This is a genomic window from Pokkaliibacter sp. MBI-7 (assembly GCF_029846635.1).
Classification (GTDB): Bacteria; Pseudomonadota; Gammaproteobacteria; order Pseudomonadales; family Balneatricaceae; genus Pokkaliibacter.
Map to the genome: position 1 here is coordinate 3150748 of NZ_JARVTG010000001.1, position 25473 is coordinate 3176220.

Sequence of the window (25473 nt, forward strand, 5' to 3'; positions counted from 1 at the left end):
CGCGACGTCTGCCCTGACACAATGCTCCAAATTTCTTGCCTGATTCACCAGCCCTCCGTCACCGTGCAACGGGCTGTTGTATGCTTGATATTCGACCGACCATTGCCGTTGCCAGGGTGTGTACGATGCCATCCCAAGATTTCCATCAGCAGGTACACCGCTCACTGATCAGCATGCTGGATGAGCTGACCCGTGGGCAGGAAGACTGCCCCACCGCCGTGCCCAATCTCTCTCTGTTCCGCCGTGAAGCGCCAGCGGCACCCAAGGTCTGTCTGGTGGAGCAGAGCATTGTGTTCGTCGTACAGGGCGAGAAGAAAATGTGGGTCGAAGGGCGTGCCTATCCTTATGACCGTCACCGTTTTCTGCTGACCTCACTGGATATTCCGGCCTACTCGGAAGTGGTCAGTGCCAGCCCCGAGCAGCCCTGTCTGGGTTTCAACTACAAACTGGATCTGGGGGTGGTCACCGAGCTGCTGGCGCAGGGGACGCTGGACATGCCCGCGCAGGAAGCCGCCGACTCCGAGGTGGGGGTAGGCCTCGGTGCCGTCACGCCGCAGCTGACCCGTCCCTTTCATCGTTTGCTGGAACTGGCCTCTGAACCGCAGGCCATTGCTGTGATTGCCCCGCTGATTCAGCGCGAAATTTTGTTTCGTGTGCTGGGCAGCGAGCAGGGCTGGCGCCTGCGTCAGGCGGCGTCCAGTGGCAGTCAGAGCTTCCGGGTGGCGCGGGCCATCGACTGGCTCAAGGTCAACTACCGGCAGATGCTCCCGATTGAAGCACTGGCCGACAGTGTGCAGATGAGCCCGTCGTCGTTTTATCAGCATTTTCGTCAGCTGACGGGAATGAGCCCGTTGCAGTACCAGAAATGGCTGCGGCTCAACGAGGCCCGGCGCCTGATGCTCAGCGAACACTCCGACGCCGCCAGCTCAGCATTTCAGGTGGGGTATGAAAGCCCGTCGCAATTCAGCCGGGAATATCGCCGGCTGTTTGGCCTGCCACCGAAAAAGGATATCGAGAGCCTGCGCCGGGCAGGAGAATCCGTCCAGTAAACGCTCTGTAGAATCAGGCAATCAACTTATCTGATCGTGATACCGGCGGATGGCGGTGGCCTTCAATAATAGGGATGTTGAAACAGCTCAGCGCAGAACGCGAACCTGTCGGGAATGTAATCATTGCCGATGGTGGTACAGAGGTATCGCTCAAAGCAACGGCAGCGTGATAAACCAACCTGTATTACTTCATTGCCCTGTCAATCATGCTTTCTGGCTGAGCTGGCATCCTGATTATTGATAGCCGGACATACCATGACCGATCAGACGGGCGAATCGTCGCTGAATACTTTTCATCAAACCTCACCTCACACCGCTTCCGCTGCTGCCTGGAGCGGCGTACTGGCCATGACCCTGTGCGTGTTTGCGCTGGTGGCGGCCGAATTTATGCCGGTCAGTCTGCTGACACCGCTGGCCGTGGATCTGCAGGTCAGTGAAGGGCTGGTCGGGCAGGGGATTGCCCTGTCCGGAGCACTGGCGGTGCTGACCAGTCTGTCGGTTTCCACCCTGGCCGGGCAGATCAACCGCAAGGCCCTGCTGCTGGGGATGACTGCACTGATGGTGCTGTCCAGCGCTGTGATCGCACTGGCACCAAGTTACCCTGTTTATCTGCTGGGCCGTGCCCTGATTGGTATTGCCGTAGGTGGCTTCTGGTCGCTGTCGGCGGCGACGGCCATCCGGCTGGTACCCGTCGGGCAGGTGCCCCGGGCACTGGCCATTTTTAACGGTGGCAATGCACTGGCGATGGTGATTGTTGCTCCGCTCGGCAGTTATCTGGGCACGCTGGTGGGCTGGCGGGGGGCCTTCTTCTGCCTGCTGCCGGTGTCGCTGCTGGCCTTGCTCTGGCAGGCATACAGTCTGCCCAGCCTGCCTGCTAGCGGCCATCACCGCAAAGGCGGTCTGTTCAGCAGCCTGCGCACGCCACAGGTGCTGATCGGCCTGCTGGCAGTGGGGCTGTTCTTTATGGGGCAGTTTGCGCTCTACACCTATGTGCGGCCTTTTCTGGAGAGCGTTACCCGGTTGCCGGATGCGCTGCTGTCTCTGACCCTGCTGGTGATCGGTGTAGCGGGCTTTGTCGGCACCCTGCTGGTAGGTCGCTGGCTGCATCATGGTCTGTATCTGCTGCTCACCCTGATTCCGGTGCTGATGGCCGTCATCGCGGTACTGCTGACGGTTTTCGGCAGCTCTGCCGGTCTGGTGGTATCCCTGCTGGCGCTGTGGGGACTGGTGGCGACGGCCGCACCGGCAGGCTGGTGGACCTGGGTGGCGCGTACTCTGCCGGACAATGCCGAAGCCGGAGGCGGACTGATGGTGGCGGTGGTACAGCTGTCGATTGCGCTGGGCTCAACCCTGGGCGGGCTGCTGTTTGATCTGCACGGCTACCGCAGCACCTTCGTGCTGAGTGCTCTGCTGCTGATGCTGTCGGCCCTGCTGTGCGGGCTCTGCGGTCGTCTGGCGGGGCGCACTGCCGCGCCTTAACTCGCGGTGTGTCTGCGGATGCGGCCCGTATGCGTCGGTCACGCGGTATTTGTCCCCTACCTGCCTTCTTCCCGGCGCCGCTATTGCGATGAGCGGCTGCCTTCGCCGATAGTGTTCCTCCCGTCAGTATGCCAGCAGAGGATGCCATGGAACTGAACATTACCGTTGTTGATGCCTTTACCGATCGCCTGTTCAAAGGCAATCCCGCGGCCGTGCTGCTGCTGGATGAATGGCTGGATGAAGCGCTGATGCAGGCGATTGCCGCCGAAAACAACCTGTCAGAAACCGCCTTCGTCAAACGGCTGGCTGATGATCATTTTCATATCCGCTGGTTTTCGCCGGTGGATGAGGTGGCCTTCTGTGGCCATGCCACGCTGGCCTCGGCCTTTGTGATTTTCAGCGAGCAGCCACAGCTGAGCTGTATCCGGGTGTATGCCGCCGCCGTCGGTGAGCTGATCGTCAGCCGTCAGGATAACGGCTATCTGCAGATGTCTTTCCCTCAGCGCCTGCCTGTCACGCTGGACGCTGTCCCTGCCGCACTGCTGGCCATGTTGTCGGTAGCGCCCACTGCGGTTATGCGCAGTGAGCAGGCCTACTTTGCCATCTATGACGATGAGGCCGCGATTCGTAGCCTGAACTATGACCGTCAGCAGCTGGCGGCACTGGCACCTTACGATGTGGTGGTGACGGCGCCCGGCACCGACTATGACTTCGTCTGCCGTTACTTCTGGCCGGATACCGGTGAAGATCCGGTCACCGGCTCGATCTATGCCGGGCTGGCACCCTACTGGGCCGCAGTCCTCAACAAAACGGAACTGAAGGCGTATCAGGCGTCGCACCGGGGTGGCGTGCTGCACTGCCGGGTGGCGGAAGACCGGGTGTTTGTTTCCGGTCAGGCGGTGCGCTATCTGCGCGGTGTGATCGAGGTGCAGGGCAGCGAAGATGCCGTGCTAGGGAAGCGGTAATTCCCACCCTGCCTCCTGATCCGTGGCTGTACCCAGTAATTCTTCAACGAACTGGACAAAGGCATGCACCTTGGCGGCCCGCTGCCGGCGCGAAGGATAAATGGCATAGAGCGGAAACACTTCGCCCGGCCAGTCCGGGAAGAGATCGACCAGTTCGCCCCGATCAAACAGGTGTTGTGCGCCGATAGGCAGAATCTGGCAGATGCCTGCTCCGGCCCGGCAGGCACTGAGCATGGTCACGGCGTCGGAGGTCATCAGCCGGGCATTGACCTTGACCGGTAATTCTTCATTGGCCCGCTTGAATATCCAGTCATAAGGACGACAGCTGACCGGGTCCCAGAAGTCGATGGTGCTGTGCTCAGTGAGTTCGCTGGGGTGCGCAGGCCGTCCGCAGCGCTGCAGATAGCCGGCAGTGGCGGTGGTGATGACCCTCATCTCCGCCAGCTTGCGGATGATCAGTGCCCCTTCCGGCGGCGGGCCAAAACGCAGGGCCATATCAAAACCATCCGCTACCAGATCACCGATGGCATCGCGCATGATGAGTTCAATACGTAACTCGGGATAGCGTGTCAGAAAGTCGCCGATGTGGTGGGCCAGCACGGTCTGCGAAAAAATCGGCGCGACGTTGACGCGCAGCCGTCCCCGGACCTGCTGGGCAGCTCCCGCCACTTCCAGTGCTGCCTGCTGGATACCTTCCAGATGGATGGCCACCTGCTCGTAGAAACGGCGCCCTTCGTCTGTCAGACGCAGGGAGCGCGTCGTGCGGTGCAGCAGACGCACCCCCACTTTGCTTTCCAGCCGGGCAATCGCCCTTCCTACCCCAGAGGGTGTCAGGCCCAGCCCTTCGGCTGCGCGCGTCATGGTGCCTGCCTCGACCACGGCGATGAGAATACTCACCCCGGAGAGCAGGCGGCTGTCGTATGGATGTGGATTGGACATGTTTTATTACGGACTAAAAGTCAAAACTATAGTGACATTACGGCCCTTCAATCAATAGACCCATAGTGTGAAGATCACTCCGACTGAACTCAGGTACAACCTGAACATACAACGGGAGAAGTGATATGTACGCCATTATGGGAGCGTCAGGCCGCGTCGGTGGGGCCGTCGTAAACAATCTGCTGGACGCCGGACAGGCCGTCAGCGCGGTGGTGCGTAACGCCGCCAGAGCGGCCGCCTGGCAGGCGCGTGGCTGTGAGGTGAAAGAGGCGGATGCGGCAGACAGCGCGGCACTGGCCGCGGCATTCAGCGGCTGTGAGGGCGCCTTCGTCCTGCTGCCACCGGCTTATGATCAGGCCGCTGGTCTTGAACAGGGGCACCGCCGCGCAGATGCCATCCGCCAGGCGCTGCTGCAGGCGCGGCCATCGAAAGTGGTGGCACTGTCCACCTACGGGGCGCAGGTCACTCGTGCCAATCTGTTCAACGAGCTGGGTTATCTGGAGCAGGTGCTGGCGGATCTGGAGATCCCCGTCACCATTCTGCGTGCTGCCTGGTACATGGAAAACCACGAGTGGGATGTCGCGACTGCCCGCTCACAGGGCGTCATCTATTCCCATCTGCAGCCACTGGATCAACCGCTGCCGATGGTATCGACCCGGGATGTGGGCCGTATGGCGGCACACCTGCTGATGGAAACCTGGAGCGGCCACCGCGTGGTGGAGTTTGAAGGGCCGGCGCCGGTGTCTCCTCAGCGTCTGGCGGAAGCCTTTGCCCGTGCACTGGATAAAAAGGTGCGGGCAGAAGCGGTGCCACGCGATCACTGGGAGCAGGGCTTTCAGCAGATCGGTATCAAAAACCCTGAACCCTGGATGCAGTCGCTGGATGGTACCAATGAGGGCTGGCTGGCTTTTGAAGGTGCGCCTGAGACCCGCCGCCGTGGCCAGATCACCATCGACGAAGCCATTGCGGCGCTGCTGTAAGCGTGCCTGTTCTTTGTTTCTCTCTGATTGGATAGCCACATCATGACGACTGACCAAAAAATCTGGTTTATCACCGGGACGTCCAGAGGTTTCGGCCGCATCTGGGCTGAAGCGGCCCTCGCCCGGGGCGACTGTGTCGTGGCCACTGCCCGCAACACGGATGCCCTGCAGGCACTGGTGGATCAATACGGTGACCGGGTGTTGCCGTTACCGCTGGACGTGTGTGACCGCAAGGCGGTGTTTCGTACCGTGGCTGCGGCCTATGAGCACTTCGGACGGCTGGACGTTGTCATCAACAATGCCGGCTACGGCTTATTTGGCATGGTGGAGGAGGTTTCTGAGCAACAGGCTCGCGCGCAGTTCGAGACCAACTTTTTTGGCGCGCTGTGGGTCACGCAGGCGGTGTTGCCGCTGATGCGCATGCAGCGCAGCGGGCACATCCTGCAGGTATCAACCATTGGCGGCGTCACCGCTTTCCCACTGTTTGGCCTGTATAACGCATCGAAGTGGGCGCTGGAGGGGATGAGTCAGGCACTGGCGGCCGAAGTGCGCGAATTTGGCATCAAGGTCACCCTGATTGAGCCGACGGCATTTGCCACGGAGTGGGCCGGGAATTCGGCAGTGCATGCCACGCCTCGTACCGAGTACGACGGTGTCCGTCAGCAGGTGCTTGGCATGTGGAGCGGGCAGACGCCGGGCCAGCCTGAAGCCTCTGCTGCTGCCGTGCTGGCGCTGGTGGATGCTGAACAGCCACCGCTGCGGGTGTTCTTCGGTGACATGCTCGGCATGATGCAGGCCGAGTACGGACAGCGGCTGCACGACTGGGAGCAGTGGCAGGCGCTGGCCATCGCCGCCCGGGGGTGACGTTCAGTCAGCCCCTGTTCTCCCGACATTAACCATTACCCTCTCGTCTTTCACAGTGGAGCGCCTCATGTTCTCACTCTCCTGCATCGTCCGGGCTGCCTGTGCGCCCGGACGAGGTGTCAATAATGGTCTGCCGCATCTGTTCTGCCCGCCACCCGGCCGCAGCAAAGGTTGGGGAAGGCAAGTCGTGCGGGCAGGGGTGTTAATGCTACTGCTGGCAAATGCCGTTATGGCGCAGACGGCGCTACCCGGGGCGCAGGCTATGCCTGTGTCGGTGACCCAGACGTGGGACAAGGTGTTTCCACAAAGTCCACAGGTTGATCACCAGAAAGTCTCTTTCGAGAACCGCTACGGGATTCGTCTGGTCGCTGATCTGTATATGCCGAAAGGGACGGACAAAAAACTCCTTGCCGCACTGGTGGTGGCCGGACCCTTTGGTTCAGTGAAGGAGCAAGTATCCGGACTGTATGCGCAGAAAATGGCGGAACGTGGCTACCTTACCCTTGCCTTTGACCCGTCCTATACCGGTGAGAGTGGCGGTGAGCCGCGCAATCTGGCATCTGCTGAGATCAATACGGACGATGTCAGTGCCGCTGTTGATTATCTGGGGTTGCTGGACAGCGTTGACCGTCAGCGTATCGGGGTCATCGGTATCTGTGGTGGCGGTGGCATGAGCCTCAATGCCGCCGCAATCGACACCCGCATCAGAGCCGTAGTAACCGCCAGCATGTACGATATTTCCCGGCTCATGGCCAGGGGCTACTACGATGCCATGAGTCACGAAGCGCGTGCCGGCATGGTGCAGCAACTGAGTGAACAGCGCTGGCGGGATGCGGAGCAGGGACGATTCGCCGACGGTCCGCCCTTCCTGCCAGACACACTGGAAGGGGTGACCGATCCGGTAGTGAAGATGTATTTCGATTACTATCGCACTCCTCGTGGCTACCATCCGCGCTCTGTGAACTCCCGCGGTGCCTTTACTGCCACTATGCCGCTGTCATTTATGAATATGCCAATGCTGACCCATATTGATGAGATTTCGCCCCGACCTGTGCTGTTCATCGCCGGTGCTAAGGCCCATTCGCGGTATTTCAGTGAGGATGCCTACAAGGCGGCGGCTGAGCCGAAGCAATTGCTGATCGTCGGCGATGCCATTCATACGGATTTGTATGATCGAGTCGACAAGATTCCTTTTGATGCGATCACGGCCTTCTTCGATCGCTCGCTGCACTGAGCACAGATGATCATGCACCACCGCTGGTCAGCCCTGGCATAGTCAGAAAAACAGCCAGTACGTTGTACTGGCTGTGGCTTGGCAGCTCACCCCGCCAGACGCCGGCTCAGCCACTTTTCCGCTTCCACCAGCAGATAGACCGCCAGCCCGGCCAGCAGGGTTTCCGGCCACAGAGCGAGGGGCATGGCCACCGTGCCGAACAGGGTTTGCATCAGCGGCAGATAGGTGAACAGCAGCTGCACGATGACCAGCACACCAATGCTCAGCAGTACGTAGGGGTTGCCGGTCCAGCTTTGCCACGACAGCGTAGAGCGGCGCAGTGAGCGGCAGTTGAGCAGATACAGCGCTTCACCGGCGACCAGTGCATTGACCGCGACGGTGCGGGCCAGCGCCAGATCGTGATACTGGCTCAGGGCCAGCTGGAACAGCAGCAGGCTGGCGCAGGCCAGCAGCACCGACACCAGCACCACCCGCCAGATCAGAAAGCGACTGAGCAGCGGCTCTGTGGCCGGGCGCGGTGGCCGCTGCATAATCCCTGTTTCGCTTTGCTCGAAGGCCAGTGCCAGTGACAGGGTAACGGCGGTGATCATGTTGACCCACAGAATCTGCACCGGTGTCATGGGCAGGGTGATGCCGAGCAGGATGGCGGCAATCAGCACCAGTGCTTCACCCCCGTTGGTCGGCAGGATAAAAACCAGTGCCTTGCGCAGGTTGTCATAAACGGTACGACCTTCCACCACCGCATCGCGGATGGAGCTGAAGTTGTCGTCAGCCAGCACCATCTCTGCCGCTTCCTTGGCCGCTTCAGTACCTTTCATACCCATCGCCACGCCGACATCGGCCCGTTTCAGCGCCGGAGCATCATTGACCCCATCGCCGGTCATGGCCACGATCCGTCCTCTGGCCTGCAGGGCCTGAATCAGGCGCAGCTTGTGTTCCGGACTGGCGCGGGCCACTACCCGGGTATCGTCGATCAGCTTTTCCAGCTCGGCATCGCTGAGCTGGTCCAGCATGCTGCCGGTCAGTAGCTGATGTTCATCACCCAGCTGCAGTTCACTGCCGATCGCCAGGGCGGTGCTGGCATGGTCACCGGTAATCATCACCACACGGATGCCCGCGGCATGGCAATCCGCCACCGCTTTACGTACTTCTTCACGCAGCGGATCGGCAATACCGACCAGCCCCAGCAGGGTCAGTCCGGTCAGGTGGTCATGCTCCAGCCCGGCACGGGGGTGATTTTCCGGCAGAGGCTTTTCCGCGATGGCCAGCACCCGCTGACCCCGCGCCGCCAGCCGCTCCACTGCGCGCTTCCAGCTGTCCATATCCAGTGCCTGATGGCCGCTGTGGCTGCGCACCTGTGAGCACATGGCCAGCACCCGCTCGGGCGCGCCCTTGACCAGCAGCCGCGGTAGCAGCACCGCCTCACTCAGCTCGTCATCGGCGCTGCGCGGGTGATGCAGCGTCGCCATGTAGCGGTGCTCGGACTCAAAGGGGATTTCGCTGGTACGTGGATGCCGCGCCATGCAATCGCCGTGCTGCCAGCCTGCCTTAGCCGCCAGTGCCAGCAGGGCGCCTTCTGTAGGATCACCGTGCAGGCGCCAGGGATCAGCACGGGTATCAAAGCGGGCATCGTTACAGAGCAGGGCGGCCAGCGCCAGATGCTGCACTTCCTGCTGCTGCACAGGCGTCAGCGGCTGACCGTGCAGGCTGAATTCTCCCTCGCTCTGATAACCCAAACCGGAAACGTCGATCAGGCCTTCCTGCAGGCAGAGGCTCTGCACGGTCATTTCATTGCGGGTGAGGGTACCGGTCTTGTCGGAGCAGATCACCGAGACGGCACCGAGGGTTTCCACCGCCGGTAAGCGGCGGATGATCGCGTTGCGCAGGGCCATACGCTGCACGCCGATGGCCAGGGTAATGGTGATGATGGCCGGCAGACCTTCAGGAATCGCGGCCACCGCCAGACCGACGCTGGACATGAACAGTTCGCTCAGCGGGTAGTCACGCCACAGCCAGCCGAACAGGAACACCAGCGCGGTGATGGCCAGAATGGCGATGGTCAGGGTCTGGCCCAGTGCAGCCATCTGCCGGGTCAGGGGCGTGGACAGGGTTTCCACGTCACGCAGCAGGGTGCCGATCTGCCCAAGCTCAGTGTGGTCGCCGGTGCTGACTACCACTCCGCGGGCGCGGCCCTGCGTAATCAGCGTACCGGCGAACAACATGGAGCTGCGCTCGGCCAGTGGCGCCAGAGGCTCTACTGCGTGTGCCTGTTTGCTGACGCTGTTGGCCTCGCCGGTCAGGGCGCTTTCCTGCGCGCGCAGATTGATAGCCTCGAACAGGCGGATGTCAGCCGGCACCTTGTCGCCTGACTCCAGCAGCACGATATCGCCGGGTACCAGCTGTTCGGCGTCGACGGATTCGCGCTGCCCGCCGCGCATGACCGCCGTGGTGATATGCAGCAGGGTGCGGATTGACGCCAGTGCCTTCTCGGCCTTGCCTTCCTGCAGCAGGCCGAACAGCGCATTGATCAGCACTACGGCAAAGATCACCGAGCCATCGATCCAGTGGCCGAGGCCGACACTGACCACCGCAGCGACCAGCAGCACGTAGATCAGCACGTTGTGAAACTGCAGCAGGAAGCGTTTGAGCATGGAGTCGGTAGCAGGTGGCGTCAGCACGTTGGCGCCGTATTGCTGTAACCGTTCGGCGGCATCGCTGTGGCCCAGCCCACTGCGCTGGCTGTGCAGCTGCTGTAGCGCCGTGTCGGCATCCAGCGCGTGCCAGAGCGGCTGGCCGCTGGCAGTGTTAAGCGGTGGCGGGGCGGCGGTAGTGCCTGCCCGGGGGCGGGGTTTGCTGATGGTATCCATGGGATCCTCACTGACTTGACAGGTTTCCCCTGTTCCCCCTCGCCCTGACTTGCTGTACACGCCTGGCAGGGATTATGCCGGGTATGAGCGGGTCGCGGGATAGTGAACAGCTTCTGGGAAGTGCCGGGACAGCCGCCTGCTGAACGGTTGCTGTGTTTGAGCTTAGACGAATATCAGGCAGTTATTGTGCAACTGCGGAAGAGACTATGTTGCCCTTATTACCAGCATGTTGATCTGGGTCAGGCATGGCGAGCTTTGGCGGAATGCGCAGGCTGAGGCACTCGTTGCTGGCCGGGCGGGTTGGCAGCACGGCGGCAGGTCGCTATCCTTGACCGGCGCTTACCAGCGTTCACGTTCGCGAAAAGGGCTGCGCCCGGTTGGATAACCTCTTCACTTCCATACGATTTCTGGCCTGAAGGGCGGACACAGGCATAATGCAGCAAGGCTGCAGGAGGAGTCGTATGCCGGATACCGAGCGTCCGTCTGTGAGTGATACAGCGGCACCATCGCCTTACCAGCGCACCTGGTTCAACGGGCGGCTGAATCTTGAGCAGCAGAAGAAGCGCGCCAGAGAGTTGCTGCGGGCCTATCACCAGGATCAGGCACCTGCGGTGCAGCGTTTTCAACAGCATCACCCGCGCTACGATCATGGCTTTTATCCACAGCTGGCGGATGCCCAGTGGGTGATTGCCCGCGAGAATGGCTTTGCCAGCTGGGCACGGATGAAAGCGCATATCGGGCAGCTGGCCCATCAGCCTGATACTGCGCCTGATGGTCGCCATACCCTGCATCTGCGCTGTGGCGAGGACATTCGCCAGAGCCTGCAGCTGGCGGGTTTTATCGGTGATTTCCAGCAGTTTGCCGACCCCTTCTGTCAGGGGCCGCTGGCCGATCTGCCGCTACCTGAATTTATCCACAACCGCGCCGACTTCATCGCCCGTGCCTATGAGCTGGAGCCGGCGGATGCCCTCGCGCGTCTGCAGGGCGAATATGCCGTGCTGCAGCGGCTGGAAGACTATCAGCAGGTGGTGCTGTGGTTTGAACACGACAGTTACGACCAGCTGATTCTGGCCTTTTTGCTGGACCAGCTGCTGCGGCTGCAACCGAAGGTGCAGCTGGAGCTGATCTGTGTTGAGCAGGTGCCGGGGGTGCCGGATTTTATCGGGCTGGGGCAGCTGACACCTGAACTGCTGACCTGGCTGTGGCATAACCAGCGGGTGCCGCTGGGGCGTACTCATCTGCAGCTGGGGCGGCAGGTATGGCGGGCGCTGTGTCAGCCTGAACCGGCCGCGCTGCAGGCCCTCGCTGCGGCGGAAACGTCGCCGGTCCTGCCGATGCAACGTGCCCTGCAGCGCCATCTGCGTGAGTTACCCTCCGGCTTCAATGGCCTTGGGCTGACCGAGCATCTGGCCCTGCAGGCCATGGCCGACTACGGTGCCGATACCGTGGGCCGGGTATTTTCGGTGCTGATGCGGCAGCTTGAACCACTGCCGTTTCTGGGTGATCTGATGTTCTGGTATGTCATTCGTCAGCTGCAGCAGACCCGCGAGCCGCTGTTTGTGCTGGAGCCGGGTAAGGGCGACCCTGAGCGGGGCTGGCCCAGTTATCCCATCTTTCTGACCGAGACCGGAGTGGCCGTACTGCGAGGCAAACGTGATTTTCGTGAGCTGTTCTACGGTGAGCGCTGGGTGGGTGGCATCTGCATCAAAGGGCAGGTGCGCTGAGCCGGTGTGCCGTCTGCTCTGACGGCACCCATTTTTCCTCTCTTTATTCCGCGCCGTGTTGTGGTGATCACCGCAGCACGGCTGCCCCATTACGGCCCCGTGCCGGGCATTATTCCCCAATTCGGGGCATAGGCTATTGCCCGTGTCTCTCCTAATCCTCCTTATAAAGAACGCCAGATGCCTGATATTACGGGGCTTCTGGTCAATTTTATGATTTCTGACTACTTGGTTAGTTTTTTGCTTGAGAGGGGGCAGAGATTACTTAACTGTCAGGAATGCTCCCTATGCAAGCACTCAACATTGTTGTCGCAGGCGCGGGCATGGGTGGATTAACCGCCGCCCTTGCCCTGCAGAAAGCCGGTCACCGGGTCCATGTCTATGAGCGGGTGGCGGAACTGGCGCCGGTGGGCGCTGCCATCTCTATCTGGTCAAACGGTGTGAAGATTCTCAATGCGCTGGGGCTGAAGGAGCAGATCGAAGCGGTCAGCGGTGATATGCGCAGCATGAGTTATCAGGACCTGCATGGGCAGACCCTGACCCGCTTCAGTCTGGAGCCGCTGTATCAGCAGGTGCAGCAGCCAGCCCGGCCGATTGCCCGTGCCGTGCTGCAGGAACTGCTGCTGGAGGCCGTCGGCAGGGAGCACATCACCCTCGGTGTCAGTTGTGAGCAGGTGGCGCAGGATGCCACGGGTATCGATGTCACCCTGAGCACGGGTGACACCGTGCGCGCTGATCTGCTGGTGGCGGCCGATGGCACTCATTCACGTTTGCGCACCGAGGTGGCCGGGTTCGACAGCGAACGGGAATACCGTGGTTATGTGAACTGGAATGGCCGGGTGCCGGTGTCGGCGGATCTGGCCGATGCTCATGAATGGAAGCAGTTTGTTGGTGAACACAAGCGGGTATCGCTGATGCCCATGGGTAATGACGAATTCTATTTCTTCTTCGATGTGCCGCTGCCCAAGGGCACGGCCAACCAGCGCAGCCACTATCGCGATGAACTGCGTCAGCACTTTGCCGGCTGGGCGGAACCGGTGCAGACGCTGATTGAGCGTATCGACCCGGAGCGGGTCGCACGGGTGGAGATTCATGATGTGGACCCGCTCGACAGGCTGGTCAAGGGGCGGCTGGTGCTGCTGGGCGATGCGGCCCATTCGATGACGCCGGATCTGGGGCAGGGCGGTTGTCAGGCCATGGAGGATGCCTGGGTGCTGATGAACTGTCTGGAGCAGTTTGACGGGGATGTAGCGGCGGCGCTGCAGCAGTATGAGGCAGAACGGCTGGAGCGGGTGGCCGGTATTGTGCTGCGGGCACGCAAACGCTGTGATACGACGCACGGTACCGATCCGGACAAGACGCAGGAATGGTATGACGAGCTGGCTCAGGAAAGCGGCGTCAATATTCTCGCCGGCCTCAGGCAGACCATCGAGGGCAGCCCGCTGCAGTGAGGCTGACCAGCAGCACCGCTGAGAATAGGGATTCTCTGCGGTGCCCTGTCTGTGTGCTGTCCTGACGGCCGGTCAGCTGACGGCGTGCAGCTCGATGCGTAACTGTTGTTGCAGCAGCGGGTCACTGAGCACATCGGCCAGGGTGTACTGATCGAGCACCGCCAGAAAGGCCTGCTGTGCCTGCATCAGCACTCCCTTCAGCCTGCAGCGGCCGGTCAGGGTGCACTGCCTGCCTTCACAGTCGATGATCGACATGTCTTCTTCCATCAGTGCCACTACCTTGCCCAGACGAATCTGCCCGGCTGCCATGGCCAGTTGCATGCCACCGTGGATGCCGCGGCTGGTGTGCAGATAACCCAGAGAAGAAAGACGATGGACGACTTTGCGCAGATGTTCTTTGGAGATATGAAAGAAGTCGGCAATTTCGCCGATGGTGCTCAGTTTTTCACCCTGCATCCCTACATACAGCAAGGTGCGCAGTGACAGGTCGGTAAAGCTTTTTAACTGCATATCAGCTCAACCCTGAAGAGCGAAGGAGTCGCTATCTGCACGGCGGGAAGCTGGCCGATGGCGATGTGTACAAAGTTTAACCTGTTCAGCACCGTACCGGCCAGCTGCAGACTGGTGCTGGCCTCAGGCGACCCTGCCTGTGATCGTTGCCTCAGTGATCTTTGGCATAAAACAGGGCCAGATCATCAGGAATGCTGTCATCACCGGCTTTGGCTTCGTACAGCAGCAGACCGCCATCCACTGCCATGCCTTCCACGCCATCACCGCTGAAGCGGCCGTTTTCATCGCAACTCAGCTGGTAGTGCCTGACGTCTTCCTCTTCACCGGCTGCCAGTGTCCAGCGGGTCAGGGTGTTGTTCTGCGGATCAATGCTGACTTCCAGCAGGGTATCGCCCAGCTCCACCGAATACTGGGCATACACCAGATCGGGGCTGGGGTGGTAGAGCCGTGGCTCGAAGGTCTCGGTGCCATCCAGCACCGGCAGCGACATCAGGGTGGTGATCTGTGCCTGACATTGTGCTGCCGTGCCATCGTCTGCCTGCACCAGCGTGCAGCCTGCGGCCAGCAGTCCGCCTGATAGCAAGGCACCCAGCCGTTTGCTGCGGCGTGCAGTGGGAGTGGTATGTAAGCGTGGGAAATCCATTTTCCTGGCAACCTGAAAGTGAAGAAGCCCTCTATTGAAAGCGAGGTCAGCGCTGGCGGCAATCCCCGGCGATAAAAATAGTTTCTGTTGCCAGGCAGCATTTTCGCTGCAGATAGACGGCAGTTAGCGACGTATATGCGCTGCTTTTCCTGCATGGCTACTTGCACTCTGATCGTGCGTGGTATCACCGGGGGCAGTCAGTTGCGGTGCACAATCGCCTTGAGCTGTGTGCGAAAAACAGAGGTAAATCCTGAAAATACAGAGGCTTAGCCACTGTGGCCCGGATCTTGTATTCAAGTTTGTGTAGTAAACGCAGTACCGATTAACCCTGACGGCTGGATGCCAGCCTGACGGGCAGTACTCTTGGCAGATGGAACTGCCTGACAATTTGATTCAGCAATGGATCGCTAGGGTTCCGGTCTTCGGGAGAAGACGTCTGGTCCGAGAGCGGTCGACCTTCGCAGAAGGTTACACGGCGGGAGAAAAGCCCGGGAGGTTCGATTGGCGGTGAAGCCAAGAGTACTCCGGATATTCCATGTGTAATCCCAACGGGAGGTCAGCCATGAAGCGACTCACAGCACTGCTTGTTTCCACCGCCCTTGCCGCTGTTTGCAGCGCGCCCTTGTTATCCTCATCTGCTCAGGCCGACACCAAGAAAGACTTCAATGTCTGCTGGTCCATCTATGTGGGCTGGATGCCCTGGGGCTATATGAAGGACCACGGCATCATTAAGAAATGGGCCGACAAGTACGGCATCAGTATTGATGTCACCCAGATCAACGACTATGTCGAATCCATTAACCAGTACACCGCCGGTGGGTTTGATGCCTGTGCCATGACCAACATGGACGCCCTGACCATTCCCGCCGCCGGAGGCGTTGACAGCACCGCCCTGATCGTCGGTGACTTCTCCAACGGCAATGACGGTGTGGTGCTGAAGGGCAAGGGCAAGCTCACTGACATCAAGGGCCAGAACGTCAATCTGGTTGAGCTGAGCGTGTCGCACTATCTGCTGGCGCGGGCGCTGGAAACGGTAGGCATGAAGGAGTCGGACGTCACCGTGGTCAACACCTCGGATGCCGACATGGTGGCCGCCTACAGTACCCCGGACGTCACTGCGACCGTCACCTGGAACCCGCTGCTGAGCACTGTCACCGCGATGCCTGACAGCCATCTGGTGTTTGACTCTTCCAAAATCCCCGGCGAAATCATCGACCTGATGGTCGCCAATACCCAGACCCTCAAGGACAACCCCGCTTTCGGTAAGGCGCTGACCGGTGCCTGGTATGAAACCATGGCGCTGATGAGTGACCCCGGCCCTGACGGACAGGCAGCCCGCGAAGCCATGGCCACGGCCTCCGGCACCGACCTGTTTGGCTTTGAAGGCCAGCTGGAAACCACCCGCATGTTCTATACCCCGCAGTCCGCTCTGGGGCTGACCAGAGACGCCGAGCTGAAGGCCACCATGCAGCATGTGGCGGAGTTCTCCTTTGAACATGGCCTGCTTGGTGATGGCGCGCCCAATGCCGGTTTTATCGGCGTGGAAACACCCAGCGGCATCTACGGCAGCGACAGCAACGTCAAACTGCGCTTCGATCCGACCTATATGCAGATGGCGGCTGATAAGCAGCTGTAAGCAGTGGGTTTCAGGCGGCCAGTACAGCGGCTCCGGCCTTTGCCTGCCGCCTGAAGCCAAGTGGAGATATTCCATGAAACGTATGATCAACCTGCGGCCGGACCGGTCCTGGCGGATGATGCTGACCCTGCTGCCCTTTGCCTTGCTGCTGCTGGTCTACATCCTCAGTTCCGATGCGCGGCTGGCGCTCAACCCCAATGACAAGCTGCTGCCCAGCTTTGCCCAGTTTGCCGGCACCATGCAGCAGATGGTGTTCGAGCCGAGCAAACGCACCGGTGAGCTGCTGTTCTGGCAGGACACCTTCAGCAGTCTGCAGCGTCTGGGGCTGGGGATACTGATTGCCGCCACACTGGGGCTGGTGATCGGTCTGCTGACCGGTGCGCTGCCGCTGGTAAGTGCGGCCTTTTCACCGTTGCTGACGGTAGTGTCGCTGATCCCGCCGATGGCGCTGCTGCCGATCCTGTTTATTGTGTTTGGCCTGGGTGAACTGTCGAAAGTGGTGCTGATCGTGATCGGCATCTTCCCCTTTATCGCCCGCGATATTCAGAAACGTGCGCAGGAAATCCCCGCCGAACAGCTGGTCAAGGCGCAGACCCTCGGTGCCGCGACACCGGCCATTCTGCTGCGTGTGCTGCTGCCACAGCTGATGCCGCGGCTGATCGACGCGGTGCGGCTGTCGCTGGGCGCTGGCTGGCTGTTCCTGATTGCGGCCGAGGCCATCGCCTCCACCGACGGGCTGGGCTACCGCATCTTTCTGGTGCGGCGCTATCTGTCGATGGATGTGATTCTGCCCTATGTGGCCTGGATCACCCTGCTGGCCTTTCTGGTGGACTGGCTGCTGGCCTGGGCTAATCGCCGTCTTTATCCCTGGTATCACCAAGGAGGCCTGTGATGCTGCAGATCAATAACCTGTGGAAGTCCTATGGCGATCAGATTGTGCTGGAGCGCATCCATACCGAGGTGCAGGCCGGTGACTTTGTCACCATGGTGGGTGCCTCCGGCTGTGGCAAAAGTACCTTCCTGAAAATGCTGCTGGGCACCGAAGTGCCGAGCAAGGGCCAGATTCTGCTGGATGGCCAGCCGCTGGCCGCCGAGCCGGATGCAGACCGTGGCATCGTGTTCCAGCAGTACTCGGTGTTTCCCCATCTGAGCGTGCTCGACAACGTCATCATTGCCTGTGCCTTTTCGCAAAGCCCATGGACTGGCTGGCTGGGTCGCACCCGCAAGGCGGCAGCACGTCAGGCGGCGGAGGCGATGCTCGACAAGGTGGGCTTAAGCCATGCCCTGCAGCGCTACCCTCATGAACTGTCGGGCGGCATGAAGCAGCGTCTGGCCATTGCTCAGGCACTGATGCTGAAGCCACGCATCCTGCTGCTGGACGAACCCTTCGGTGCCCTCGACCCCGGTATCCGTGCCGACATGCACGAGCTGGTGCTGGGGTTGTGGCGTGAGCACCAGCTGACGGTGTTTATGGTCACCCACGATCTCAAGGAAGCCTTCTATCTGGGCACCCGTCTGTGGGTGTTCGACAAGGTACGCCACGATCCGCAGGCCCCCCATCGTTATGGCGCCAGCCTGACCTACGACCTCGACATTAACCGCAAGCGTGGCAGCGACCTGCAGGGCGCCGCGCTGCTCAAGGATATTCAGGCCCGCACCGCCCCCGCCGTGGCGCTGGCGGGCTGATCACTGATTCGGAGATATGTTATGAATGCCGTCTGCTCCTCCACCCATGCCGATGTGCTCAGTCTGGACCACTACCGTACCGAGCTGCGCACCGGTCAGCACTGGTCGCTGACCATGCGCCGTGGCACCCAGATGACCCTGACCGATCTGACCGGCGGCGCTAATGTCGCCCTGCTGATGCATAACCCGTTCAACCTGCTGGAGCGCTACAACGCCCCGGATACGCTGAAATGCCAGCACACCTTCAAGCTGACCCGCGGTAACTGCCTGTATTCCGACATGGGGCGGATTTTCTGCTCCATCACCGCCGACAGCTTTGGCTGGCACGACAGTGTCTGTGGTAACAGCCATGCCGAGCAGGTGGCGGCGCAGTGGGGCCGCCGTGATTATCAGAAGGTGCGCAACGACTGGCATCAGAACGGCTACGACGCCTTTCTGGTGGAGCTGGCCAAGTACGGCCTGAGTCGTGCCGATCTGGCCGCCAACCTCAATCTGTTCAGCAAGGTCAGCAGTGATGATGACGGCAATCTGACTCTGGACCGCAGTGTCGACAGCCGCGGCTGTCAGGTGACCCTGCGCTTTGAGATGGACACCCTGGTGCTGCTGCATACCTGCCCGCATCCGCTCGACTGCAGCGAGCACTATCCCAGCGCCAGTGTGCAGATTGACATAAGCCGGGCTGCGGCGCTGACGGCCGATGATTACTGCCTCAATTTCCGCCCTGAAAACCGCCGTGGCTTTCACAACAACGCCCTCTATCACTTCGCCAATCCCGGCTATTCCACCTCGCCCAGCGCTCAGTAAGGAGACAGGCTCATGATCAAACACAGCGAACGTCAGCCTGAACTGGCCCTGCACCGGCAGGTGGTGGGTGCCGGGGATTATTACTTCGATGTGATCAAGGCCGGACAGGTCTTCCGCATCCTTGATCTGCAAGGCAATCAGGCTGCCGACACTCTGTTCTATAACGCCGCTGACCCCAGCGAACATTACAGCTTCACCGACACCATCCGCGAACAGGGCAACCTGTACCTGACGGCGGGCAGCGTGCTGCGCTCCAACGAAGGCCGGCCGATGCTGGAAATGCTGGCTGATACCTGTGGCCGCCACGACACCCTCGGCGGTGCCTGTGCCAGCGAAAGCAATACCGTGCGCTATGACCTGGAGAAGCGCTGCATGCACTCCTGCCGCGACAACTGGATGCTGGCCATTGCCGAGCACCCGGAGTTCGGGCTGGGTAAGACCGACATCACCCACAACATCAATTTCTTTATGAATGTGCCGGTGACCGCCGCCGGTGGGCTGACTTTTGAAGACGGCATTTCCGCGGCCGGCAAGTACGTAGAGCTGAAAGCGCTGATGGATGTGATCGTGCTGATCTCCAACTGTCCGCAGCTGAACAACCCCTGCAACGGTTACAACCCGACGCCCATTGAGGTACTGACCTGGGAGAAATAGCGGGGCAGGGCTGACTGCAACGGTGTGGCCTCCAGCCAGATGAACGTAACTCAATAACGGTTTCACCTCTTCAGTGGACGACCACTGTCGTAAAGCGCAACGGGACGGCCCGTCTAGGTCACTGCCATGTTCAATAAGGTTCTGATTGCCAACCGCGGGGCCATTGCGACCCGCATCATCCGTACCCTGCGCCGTCTGGGGGTGACGTCGGTGGCGGTGTATGCCGAGAGTGACGCTCATTCCCTGCATGTCCGTCAGGCCGATGAAGCCTACTGTCTGGGCGAAGGGGGCGCGGCCACCACCTATCTGGATGCCACCAGGCTGATCGACATCGCCCTTCAATGCGGAGCGGAAGCCATCCACCCCGGTTATGGCTTTCTGTCGGAGAATGCCGATTTTGTCAGGCGCTGCGAGCAGGCGGGGATTGCCTTTGTCGGCCCCACCCCGGAACAGATGGAAGACTTCGGCCTCAAGCATCGTGCCCGTGAGCTGGCGCAGCTGGCCGAGGTGCCGATGTCGCCCGGCTCGGGCCTGTTGCAGTCTCTGGCAGAGGCACAGCAGGCGGCGGCTGAGATTGGCTATCCGGTGATGCTGAAAAGCACTGCCGGGGGAGGCGGTATCGGGATGCAGCTGTGTCAGGACAGCCAGCAGCTGGAGGCGGCCTATGCCAGCGTCAAACGTCTGGGCGCTAACAACTTTGCCAACGACGGCGTCTTTCTGGAGAAGTTTATCGCCCGTGCCCGGCATATCGAGGTGCAGGTGTTTGGGGATGGTCAGGGCAAGGCGCTGGCGCTGGGGGAGCGCGACTGTTCCAGCCAGCGACGAAATCAGAAAGTGGTGGAGGAATGCCCGGCGCCGCACCTCAGTGACGCTGTGCGTGAGGAACTGCATCGCACCGCCGAGCGGCTACTGGCCCAGGTCAGCTATCGCAATGCCGGGACGGTGGAGTTTATCTGTGATGCCGATACCGACGCGTTCTACTTCCTTGAAGTGAATACCCGGCTGCAGGTGGAGCACGGGGTGACCGAGCAGGTCTACGGTGTCGATCTGGTGGAGTGGATGCTGCGTCTGGCCAGTGGGGAAGCGCTGGCACTGGATGACCAGCGCTCTGCGTTGCGCCCCCGTGGCCATGCCATGCAGGTACGTATCTACGCCGAAGACCCCAGCCGCGACTTCCAGCCCTGCGCCGGGTTACTGAGCCGGGTGAGCTTCCCCGTGGGGGAACAGGTGCGTATCGATCACTGGCTGGAAAGCGGTATTGAAGTGCCCCCTTATTTCGACCCGATGCTGGCCAAGGTGATTGTGCACGGCGATGACCGCGATGCGGCCCTGCAGCAGCTGCAGCAGACACTGGCCGACATTGAGCTGTACGGTATCGAAACCAACCTCGGCTATCTGCAGGCCCTGCTCGAAGATGACACCCTGCGGCAGGGGCGGGTGACGACCCGCTATCTCAATCAGTTCCGCTGGCAGCCAGCACGGATCGAGGTGCTGCAGGGCGGCACTCAGACCACCGTGCAGGACTATCCCGGTCGCCGTGGGTACTGGGATGTGGGGGTGCCACCGTCGGGGCCGTTCGATTCACTGTCGTTCCGTCTCGCCAACCGCCTGCTGGGCAACCCCGATGAGGCGGCCGGGCTGGAAATCACCTTGCAGGGGCCAACCCTGAAATTCACCCACGCTACCCGTATTGTGCTCGGTGGTGCTGCCATTGCCGCCAGTCTGGAGGGCGAGCCCGTAGCGCTGTGGCAGGTCATTGCGGTGGAGGCTGGTCAGGTGTTGCAGCTCGGGCGCATCAGCGACGCCGGGGCGCGGGCCTATCTGGCCGTCGCTGGCGGCATTCAGTGTCCTGCCTATCTGGGGTCACGTTCGACCTTCACCCTGGGGCAGTTCGGCGGGCACAATGGCCGTGCGTTACGTACTGGCGACACTTTGGCGTTGCCGTCTGCCGTGCCGCAGGCCGCGCTCAGTGGTGCCTGCCTGCCCGCCGGTCTGCTCCCGACCATGGGGCGTGACTGGCAACTGCGGGTGATTTATGGCCCCCATGGCGCGCCGGACTTTTTCACGGCCGCGGATATCGACAGTTTTTTCAGCACGGACTGGGAAGTGCATTACAACTCCAGCCGCACTGGCGTGCGCCTGATTGGCCCGAAACCACAATGGGCACGGCCGGATGGCGGTGAAGCCGGGATGCACCCGTCGAATATCCATGACAACGCCTATGCCTGGGGCACCGTCGACTTTACCGGCGATATGCCGGTTATCCTCGGGCCTGACGGACCGTCGCTCGGCGGCTTTGTCTGTCCGGCGACAGTGATTCAGGCGGACTTATGGAAGCTGGGCCAGCTGCGTGCCGGTGATAAGGTGCGTTTTGTGCCGGTCAGCCTCGATACCGCCGTGCTACTGGAGCACCAGCAGCTGCACAGCCTGGCCACCCTGACCCCGGTGCCGCAAACGCAGGCGCAGTGGCAGCCCTGCACGCCGGACAGCCCGGTACTGCTCACACTGCCAGCCAGCCAATACGGCGAAGAGGTGGTGTATCGGGCGGCCGGTGATCACTTCCTGCTGGTGGAGTACGGCCCGCAGCAACTGGATATTCGTCTGCGTTTTCGCGCTCATGCGCTGATGCAGTGGCTGCAGGCCCATCCGCTGCCCGGTCTGCGTGAGCTGACCCCCGGCATTCGTTCGCTGCAGGTGCATTACGACAGCCAGCAGCTCAGCCGTCAGCAGCTGCTGGCCCATCTGCAGCAGGCCGAGCAGACCCTGGCCAGTCAGCTGGACGCGCTGACCGTGCCGTCGCGCATCGTCTATCTGCCGCTGAGCTGGAATGATGCCGCCTGCCAGCAGGCTATCGAGAAGTACATGCAGTCGGTGCGCGCCAATGCGCCCTGGTGCCCGAGTAATCTGGAGTTTATTCGTCGCATCAATGGCCTCGACAGTGTTGATGACGTCAAACGCATTGTGTTCGAGGCGTCCTATCTGGTGATGGGGCTGGGCGATGTCTATCTCGGCGCGCCGGTGGCGACACCGGTAGATCCGCGTCACCGGCTGGTTACCACCAAATACAATCCGGCACGCACCTGGACAGCCGAAAACTCCGTCGGTATCGGCGGCTCCTACCTCTGTGTCTACGGTATGGAAGGGCCGGGGGGGTATCAGTTTGTCGGCCGTACCCTGCAGATGTGGAACCGTTACCGCCAGACCCGCGAATTCAGTCAGCCCTGGCTGCTGCGCTTTTTCGACCAGATTCGCTTCTATGAGGTCAGTGCCGACGAGCTGCTGCAGATTCGTGAAGACTTCCCCCGTGGCCGTTATCCGCTGCGCATCGAGGAAGGCCAGTTCAGTCTGGCCAGCTATCAGGCGTTTATCGACGAGCAGCAGCACAGCATTACGCAGTTCACTCAGCAGCGCGAAGCGGCGTTTGCCGAAGAGCTGCAACGCTGGCATGCCACCGGCCAGTTCAATTACGAGGCGGAGTCCGTCGAGGCCGAGGTGGGGCAGGCCAGCTGGCCGGAGCACGCCACGGTGGTCGACAGCCCGGTATCCGGCAGCGTCTGGCAGGCGGAGGTAGCGGTGGGGGACAAGGTGACCGTTGGTCAGCCATTGCTGATTCTGGAGTCGATGAAAATGGAAATCCCGGTATTTGCCACCACTGCCGGCACGGTAACGCAGTTACTGGTCAAACCCGGCGGCCGGGTCAATGCCGGGCAGGTGCTGGTGGTGATTGAGTGATGGTGGAGCAGGGGGTTAGATAAGGGGCTGCGGCCTAATGCCAGTCAGTTAAGCTGACTGGCATTTTTATTTCTGGTCGGATACTTGGACGGCTTGGGCTTGACCACCCGCGGGTAACTGCGCTCCTCACGTCGATGAGGCAGGACGTAGTGCATGGCCGAAGCCTGTAGTTCAGCCAGGTAGCGAGGGATGTTGCCTGGATGATTCAAAGAGACCCCGTTCAAGAAGCCCAGGATCGCCCAGGTGCAGGCGGTGAAACTCATTTCGCAGGGGGAGATGCCAGGGCAGTGGCGACTCATTTCCAGCATTTGATAACGCAGCAGATTGTACCCCAGCAGTACGCCCCACAGCTCTTGTTCAATCATCTCCGGCGTTTTACTGCGCAGTGTGTAGTGACCCGCGAGCATGCCTTGCTTCATTTCTCGATAGCCCAATTCGATTTCCCAACGCTGGCTGTACAGATCCACGATGTCATCTGGCGGAAAGCGCAGAGGATCGATCATCGAAGTCAGTACTTGCCGGACTTTGCCCTTGATGGTCTTGCTTAATAACCTGGCCTGTAGCGTGTCGGGCAGCTCGGGCCATTGCTTACGCGCCTGCGGCGAGGTCTTTAGCGAGACGATGGCATCCTGGCGTCCCAGCTTGTATAGCACCTCATATTGAGCATCCTTGCGCAGCGGCAGTAGCCAATGGCGCTGAGTGCCTGTTTGTTGCCAGCGATGAAGAAGCCCCAGCGAATAGAAGCCACGGTCGAACAAGGTCAGCGAGTGATCGGGTGTGCTGTCGATCAGTTGTTCGGCCAGCTTCATCTCGTTGCTGTGGTAGCCGGCAAAAGCACTGCTCACCAGCATGTGACTGGTCAGTTCCATCTGGCAGACCATGCGCACTTGAGGAAAGCCGGTATCGCCATGCTGGTTACTGGCACTGCCATAGTGCTTGCGGTTGTCGTCCGTATCCGGTGTGCGCCAGACCACGCCATCGACACTGAGCAGGCGCAAACCCGCCCAGGTGGGGTGATTGGCGCTGGCATGCCAGCGTTGTTGCGTCAGGGAAAAGACTTCTCGCACCGCCGCACTGCCCAGGCGCTGCCGACCTTGCACGATGGCACTGGGTGCCACCAGTGGCCTCTGCCCAGGCAGCATGATGTCCATACGACTCGCAGCATCCCAGGCCGACATCCGGCGAAACAACGCCATGGCGATCACGCACCAGATCATGGACTCAAGAGGGAGGCGTCGCTTACGTATGGTCGCCACTCCCGCCGTTTCCAGTGCGGTGCTGACCAGGTCTGGATCAAGCAGCGCCCCCAGTTCATCAAGGGCGTGAGTAGTAGAAGCGGCTTCGTGAGTCAGTGCCAAGGCGCGGGACAGTCGCATAAAAAATCCGATGCTCAAAACAAGCATCGGATTTTCGTTTCAGGGCGCAAAAGGTCAAGCTGTTGGGCTTAACTGACTGGCATTAGGCTGCGGCCCCTTGTTAATGCATCTGTCTGATCGTGAAACTGGACGTTTATGGCGCATTTAAATGTTGGCTTATGTCCGTCAGGCGTCATTCCCATTGCTGTCTTTACATAGGTAAGGGAGGGCACGATAGTGGCTGACACCCCCGTCCGTTGCCTGTATTCCGGATGGCGAGAAAGTGTCAGGTGAGTATTTTCTGCAAACAAGGAATACCAATGAGAAAAATGGGATTGAGGCTGTGTTACATGTTGCCACTGGTTTTGGCAGGGTGCGTCAGCCAGTCAGAGAAACCGCAGTCAGCACAGCCGCTGGACAGTGATGGCATCGCTTCCGCGCTGATCGGTCCGATCTGGAATTGTACGTCTTCAGCGACCTCCAGGGGCGTTACTACCTCGTTTGATACGCAGGACATGTATGTACGAGGAGGTGCAGGAAATGCTACAGGGACGATGAAAATAAAAAATCTGGCCGGTATTCCAGAAATGATCTATTCACTGGCAGCAACCTTTACCTGGGAGGTAAAGGGTCAGTATGTGTTTACCAAATCGGTGGATATAAAGCTGGTTAATGTGACTCATCCTGATATTGAGAAAACGCTGAAACTCAGTGAGATGCTGCCCGCAGGCATGTCCAACTCGTTGAAAGTGGTTGCCCTGAACGAGCATGAGTTCACCTATATTGATGAGTCTGACGGTAAGGAAAAAAGCTGTACTCGATAAGTTCGGGTTAACAGCTCATCAGGCTCATGGCATTGCCAGAACGGAACCTGCTACCAGTGCGGCAGCCAGGCTCCGGACTG

General features: G+C 60.5%; 20 protein-coding genes and 1 riboswitch. Of the genes, 15 read left to right on the forward strand and 5 right to left on the reverse strand.

Annotated elements, in window-relative coordinates; translation table 11 throughout:
• The first annotated feature begins 125 nt into the window (after positions 1-125).
• The 3 genes from QCD60_RS14080 (at position 126) to QCD60_RS14090 (ending at position 3493) form a co-directional block, all read left to right on the forward strand.
• Positions 126-1049 (forward strand): AraC family transcriptional regulator, encoded by a 924-nt coding sequence (locus QCD60_RS14080; protein WP_279786320.1) that lies wholly within the window; start codon positions 126-128, stop codon positions 1047-1049.
• A 255-nt stretch (positions 1050-1304) separates the two neighbouring features.
• Positions 1305-2528 (forward strand): MFS transporter, encoded by a 1224-nt coding sequence (locus QCD60_RS14085; protein ID WP_279786321.1) that lies wholly within the window; start codon positions 1305-1307, stop codon positions 2526-2528.
• A 146-nt stretch (positions 2529-2674) separates the two neighbouring features.
• On the forward strand, positions 2675-3493 hold the full coding sequence (locus tag QCD60_RS14090; protein ID WP_279786322.1) for a PhzF family phenazine biosynthesis protein: 819 nt from the start codon (positions 2675-2677) through the stop codon (positions 3491-3493).
• Here QCD60_RS14090 and QCD60_RS14095 read toward each other — a convergent pair.
• Entirely contained in the window at positions 3479-4432 is a 954-nt protein-coding gene (locus QCD60_RS14095; protein ID WP_279786323.1) for a LysR family transcriptional regulator, read from the reverse strand. The genes QCD60_RS14090 and QCD60_RS14095 overlap by 15 nt on opposite strands.
• Positions 4433-4557: 125 nt before the next feature.
• Here QCD60_RS14095 and QCD60_RS14100 point away from each other — a divergent pair, with 125 nt between their 5' ends.
• The 3 genes from QCD60_RS14100 to QCD60_RS14110 all read left to right on the forward strand — a co-directional run bounded on the left by QCD60_RS14100 (position 4558) and on the right by QCD60_RS14110 (position 7510).
• Complete coding sequence (locus QCD60_RS14100) at positions 4558-5412, forward strand: NmrA family NAD(P)-binding protein (protein WP_279786324.1); 855 nt, start codon at positions 4558-4560, stop codon at positions 5410-5412.
• A gap of 42 nt (positions 5413-5454) precedes the next feature.
• Complete coding sequence (locus QCD60_RS14105; protein WP_279786325.1) at positions 5455-6276, forward strand: SDR family NAD(P)-dependent oxidoreductase; 822 nt, start codon at positions 5455-5457, stop codon at positions 6274-6276.
• Positions 6277-6343: 67 nt separating this feature from the next.
• Positions 6344-7510 (forward strand): alpha/beta hydrolase, encoded by a 1167-nt coding sequence (locus QCD60_RS14110; RefSeq protein WP_279786326.1) that lies wholly within the window; start codon positions 6344-6346, stop codon positions 7508-7510.
• 86 nt (positions 7511-7596) lie between these two features.
• On the opposite strand, the gene QCD60_RS14115 is transcribed toward QCD60_RS14110, so the two are convergent.
• Complete coding sequence (locus QCD60_RS14115) at positions 7597-10377, reverse strand: HAD-IC family P-type ATPase (protein ID WP_279786327.1); 2781 nt, start codon at positions 10375-10377, stop codon at positions 7597-7599.
• Positions 10378-10838: 461 nt separating this feature from the next.
• On the opposite strand from QCD60_RS14115, the gene QCD60_RS14120 reads away from it, so the two are divergent.
• Positions 10839-12101 (forward strand): DUF1835 domain-containing protein, encoded by a 1263-nt coding sequence (locus QCD60_RS14120; protein ID WP_279786328.1) that lies wholly within the window; start codon positions 10839-10841, stop codon positions 12099-12101.
• Between the two features lie 284 nt (positions 12102-12385).
• Positions 12386-13549 (forward strand): FAD-dependent urate hydroxylase HpxO, encoded by a 1164-nt coding sequence (gene hpxO, locus QCD60_RS14125; RefSeq protein WP_279786329.1) that lies wholly within the window; start codon positions 12386-12388, stop codon positions 13547-13549.
• A gap of 72 nt (positions 13550-13621) precedes the next feature.
• Here the strand turns inward: hpxO and QCD60_RS14130 are convergent, their stop codons facing one another.
• On the reverse strand, positions 13622-14059 hold the full coding sequence (locus QCD60_RS14130) for an Rrf2 family transcriptional regulator (protein ID WP_279786330.1): 438 nt from the start codon (positions 14057-14059) through the stop codon (positions 13622-13624).
• Between the two features lie 151 nt (positions 14060-14210).
• Positions 14211-14702 (reverse strand): hypothetical protein, encoded by a 492-nt coding sequence (locus QCD60_RS14135; protein WP_279786331.1) that lies wholly within the window; start codon positions 14700-14702, stop codon positions 14211-14213.
• A gap of 396 nt (positions 14703-15098) precedes the next feature.
• Positions 15099-15199: riboswitch (guanidine-I (ykkC/yxkD leader) on the forward strand.
• 65 nt (positions 15200-15264) lie between these two features.
• Between QCD60_RS14135 and QCD60_RS14140 the strand changes: the two genes are divergently transcribed.
• The 6 genes from QCD60_RS14140 to uca all read left to right on the forward strand — a co-directional run bounded on the left by QCD60_RS14140 (position 15265) and on the right by uca (position 23214).
• Positions 15265-16338: a putative urea ABC transporter substrate-binding protein gene (locus tag QCD60_RS14140; protein WP_279786332.1), complete on the forward strand. Its 1074-nt coding sequence runs from the start codon at positions 15265-15267 to the stop codon at positions 16336-16338.
• Between the two features lie 73 nt (positions 16339-16411).
• Positions 16412-17230: an ABC transporter permease gene (locus tag QCD60_RS14145; protein ID WP_279786333.1), complete on the forward strand. Its 819-nt coding sequence runs from the start codon at positions 16412-16414 to the stop codon at positions 17228-17230.
• Positions 17230-18024, forward strand: coding sequence for an ATP-binding cassette domain-containing protein (locus QCD60_RS14150; protein ID WP_279786334.1), 795 nt, complete (start codon positions 17230-17232; stop codon positions 18022-18024). The genes QCD60_RS14145 and QCD60_RS14150 overlap by 1 nt, the downstream gene beginning before the upstream one ends.
• Before the next feature lie 21 nt (positions 18025-18045).
• Positions 18046-18828, forward strand: a complete 783-nt coding sequence (locus QCD60_RS14155) for an urea amidolyase associated protein UAAP1 (protein ID WP_279786335.1) — start codon at positions 18046-18048, stop codon at positions 18826-18828.
• Positions 18829-18840: 12 nt separating this feature from the next.
• Positions 18841-19482, forward strand: coding sequence for an urea amidolyase associated protein UAAP2 (locus tag QCD60_RS14160; protein ID WP_279786336.1), 642 nt, complete (start codon positions 18841-18843; stop codon positions 19480-19482).
• Between the two features lie 126 nt (positions 19483-19608).
• On the forward strand, positions 19609-23214 hold the full coding sequence (uca, locus tag QCD60_RS14165) for an urea carboxylase (protein WP_279786337.1): 3606 nt from the start codon (positions 19609-19611) through the stop codon (positions 23212-23214).
• A gap of 44 nt (positions 23215-23258) precedes the next feature.
• On the opposite strand, the gene QCD60_RS14170 is transcribed toward uca, so the two are convergent.
• The gene (locus QCD60_RS14170; RefSeq protein ID WP_279786338.1) at positions 23259-24590 is read right to left on the reverse strand and encodes an IS4 family transposase; all 1332 of its coding nucleotides are present in this window, start codon (positions 24588-24590) and stop codon (positions 23259-23261) included.
• A 269-nt stretch (positions 24591-24859) separates the two neighbouring features.
• Between QCD60_RS14170 and QCD60_RS14175 the strand changes: the two genes are divergently transcribed.
• Complete coding sequence (locus QCD60_RS14175) at positions 24860-25393, forward strand: hypothetical protein (protein WP_279786339.1); 534 nt, start codon at positions 24860-24862, stop codon at positions 25391-25393.
• Positions 25394-25473: the final 80 nt, after the last annotated feature.

Coding starts and splice junctions, on each gene's coding strand:
- QCD60_RS14120 (WP_279786328.1), top strand. CDS start 10,839: ATGCCGGATACCGAGCGTCCGTCTGTGAGTGATACAGCGGCACCATCG.
- QCD60_RS14130 (WP_279786330.1), bottom strand. CDS start 14,059: ATGCAGTTAAAAAGCTTTACCGACCTGTCACTGCGCACCTTGCTGTAT.
- QCD60_RS14110 (WP_279786326.1), top strand. CDS start 6,344: ATGTTCTCACTCTCCTGCATCGTCCGGGCTGCCTGTGCGCCCGGACGA.
- QCD60_RS14080 (WP_279786320.1), top strand. CDS start 126: ATGCCATCCCAAGATTTCCATCAGCAGGTACACCGCTCACTGATCAGC.
- QCD60_RS14170 (WP_279786338.1), bottom strand. CDS start 24,590: ATGCGACTGTCCCGCGCCTTGGCACTGACTCACGAAGCCGCTTCTACT.
- QCD60_RS14150 (WP_279786334.1), top strand. CDS start 17,230: ATGCTGCAGATCAATAACCTGTGGAAGTCCTATGGCGATCAGATTGTG.
- QCD60_RS14100 (WP_279786324.1), top strand. CDS start 4,558: ATGTACGCCATTATGGGAGCGTCAGGCCGCGTCGGTGGGGCCGTCGTA.
- QCD60_RS14160 (WP_279786336.1), top strand. CDS start 18,841: ATGATCAAACACAGCGAACGTCAGCCTGAACTGGCCCTGCACCGGCAG.
- QCD60_RS14155 (WP_279786335.1), top strand. CDS start 18,046: ATGAATGCCGTCTGCTCCTCCACCCATGCCGATGTGCTCAGTCTGGAC.
- QCD60_RS14085 (WP_279786321.1), top strand. CDS start 1,305: ATGACCGATCAGACGGGCGAATCGTCGCTGAATACTTTTCATCAAACC.
- QCD60_RS14135 (WP_279786331.1), bottom strand. CDS start 14,702: ATGGATTTCCCACGCTTACATACCACTCCCACTGCACGCCGCAGCAAA.
- uca (WP_279786337.1), top strand. CDS start 19,609: ATGTTCAATAAGGTTCTGATTGCCAACCGCGGGGCCATTGCGACCCGC.
- QCD60_RS14115 (WP_279786327.1), bottom strand. CDS start 10,377: ATGGATACCATCAGCAAACCCCGCCCCCGGGCAGGCACTACCGCCGCC.
- hpxO (WP_279786329.1), top strand. CDS start 12,386: ATGCAAGCACTCAACATTGTTGTCGCAGGCGCGGGCATGGGTGGATTA.
- QCD60_RS14105 (WP_279786325.1), top strand. CDS start 5,455: ATGACGACTGACCAAAAAATCTGGTTTATCACCGGGACGTCCAGAGGT.
- QCD60_RS14145 (WP_279786333.1), top strand. CDS start 16,412: ATGAAACGTATGATCAACCTGCGGCCGGACCGGTCCTGGCGGATGATG.
- QCD60_RS14140 (WP_279786332.1), top strand. CDS start 15,265: ATGAAGCGACTCACAGCACTGCTTGTTTCCACCGCCCTTGCCGCTGTT.
- QCD60_RS14090 (WP_279786322.1), top strand. CDS start 2,675: ATGGAACTGAACATTACCGTTGTTGATGCCTTTACCGATCGCCTGTTC.
- QCD60_RS14095 (WP_279786323.1), bottom strand. CDS start 4,432: ATGTCCAATCCACATCCATACGACAGCCGCCTGCTCTCCGGGGTGAGT.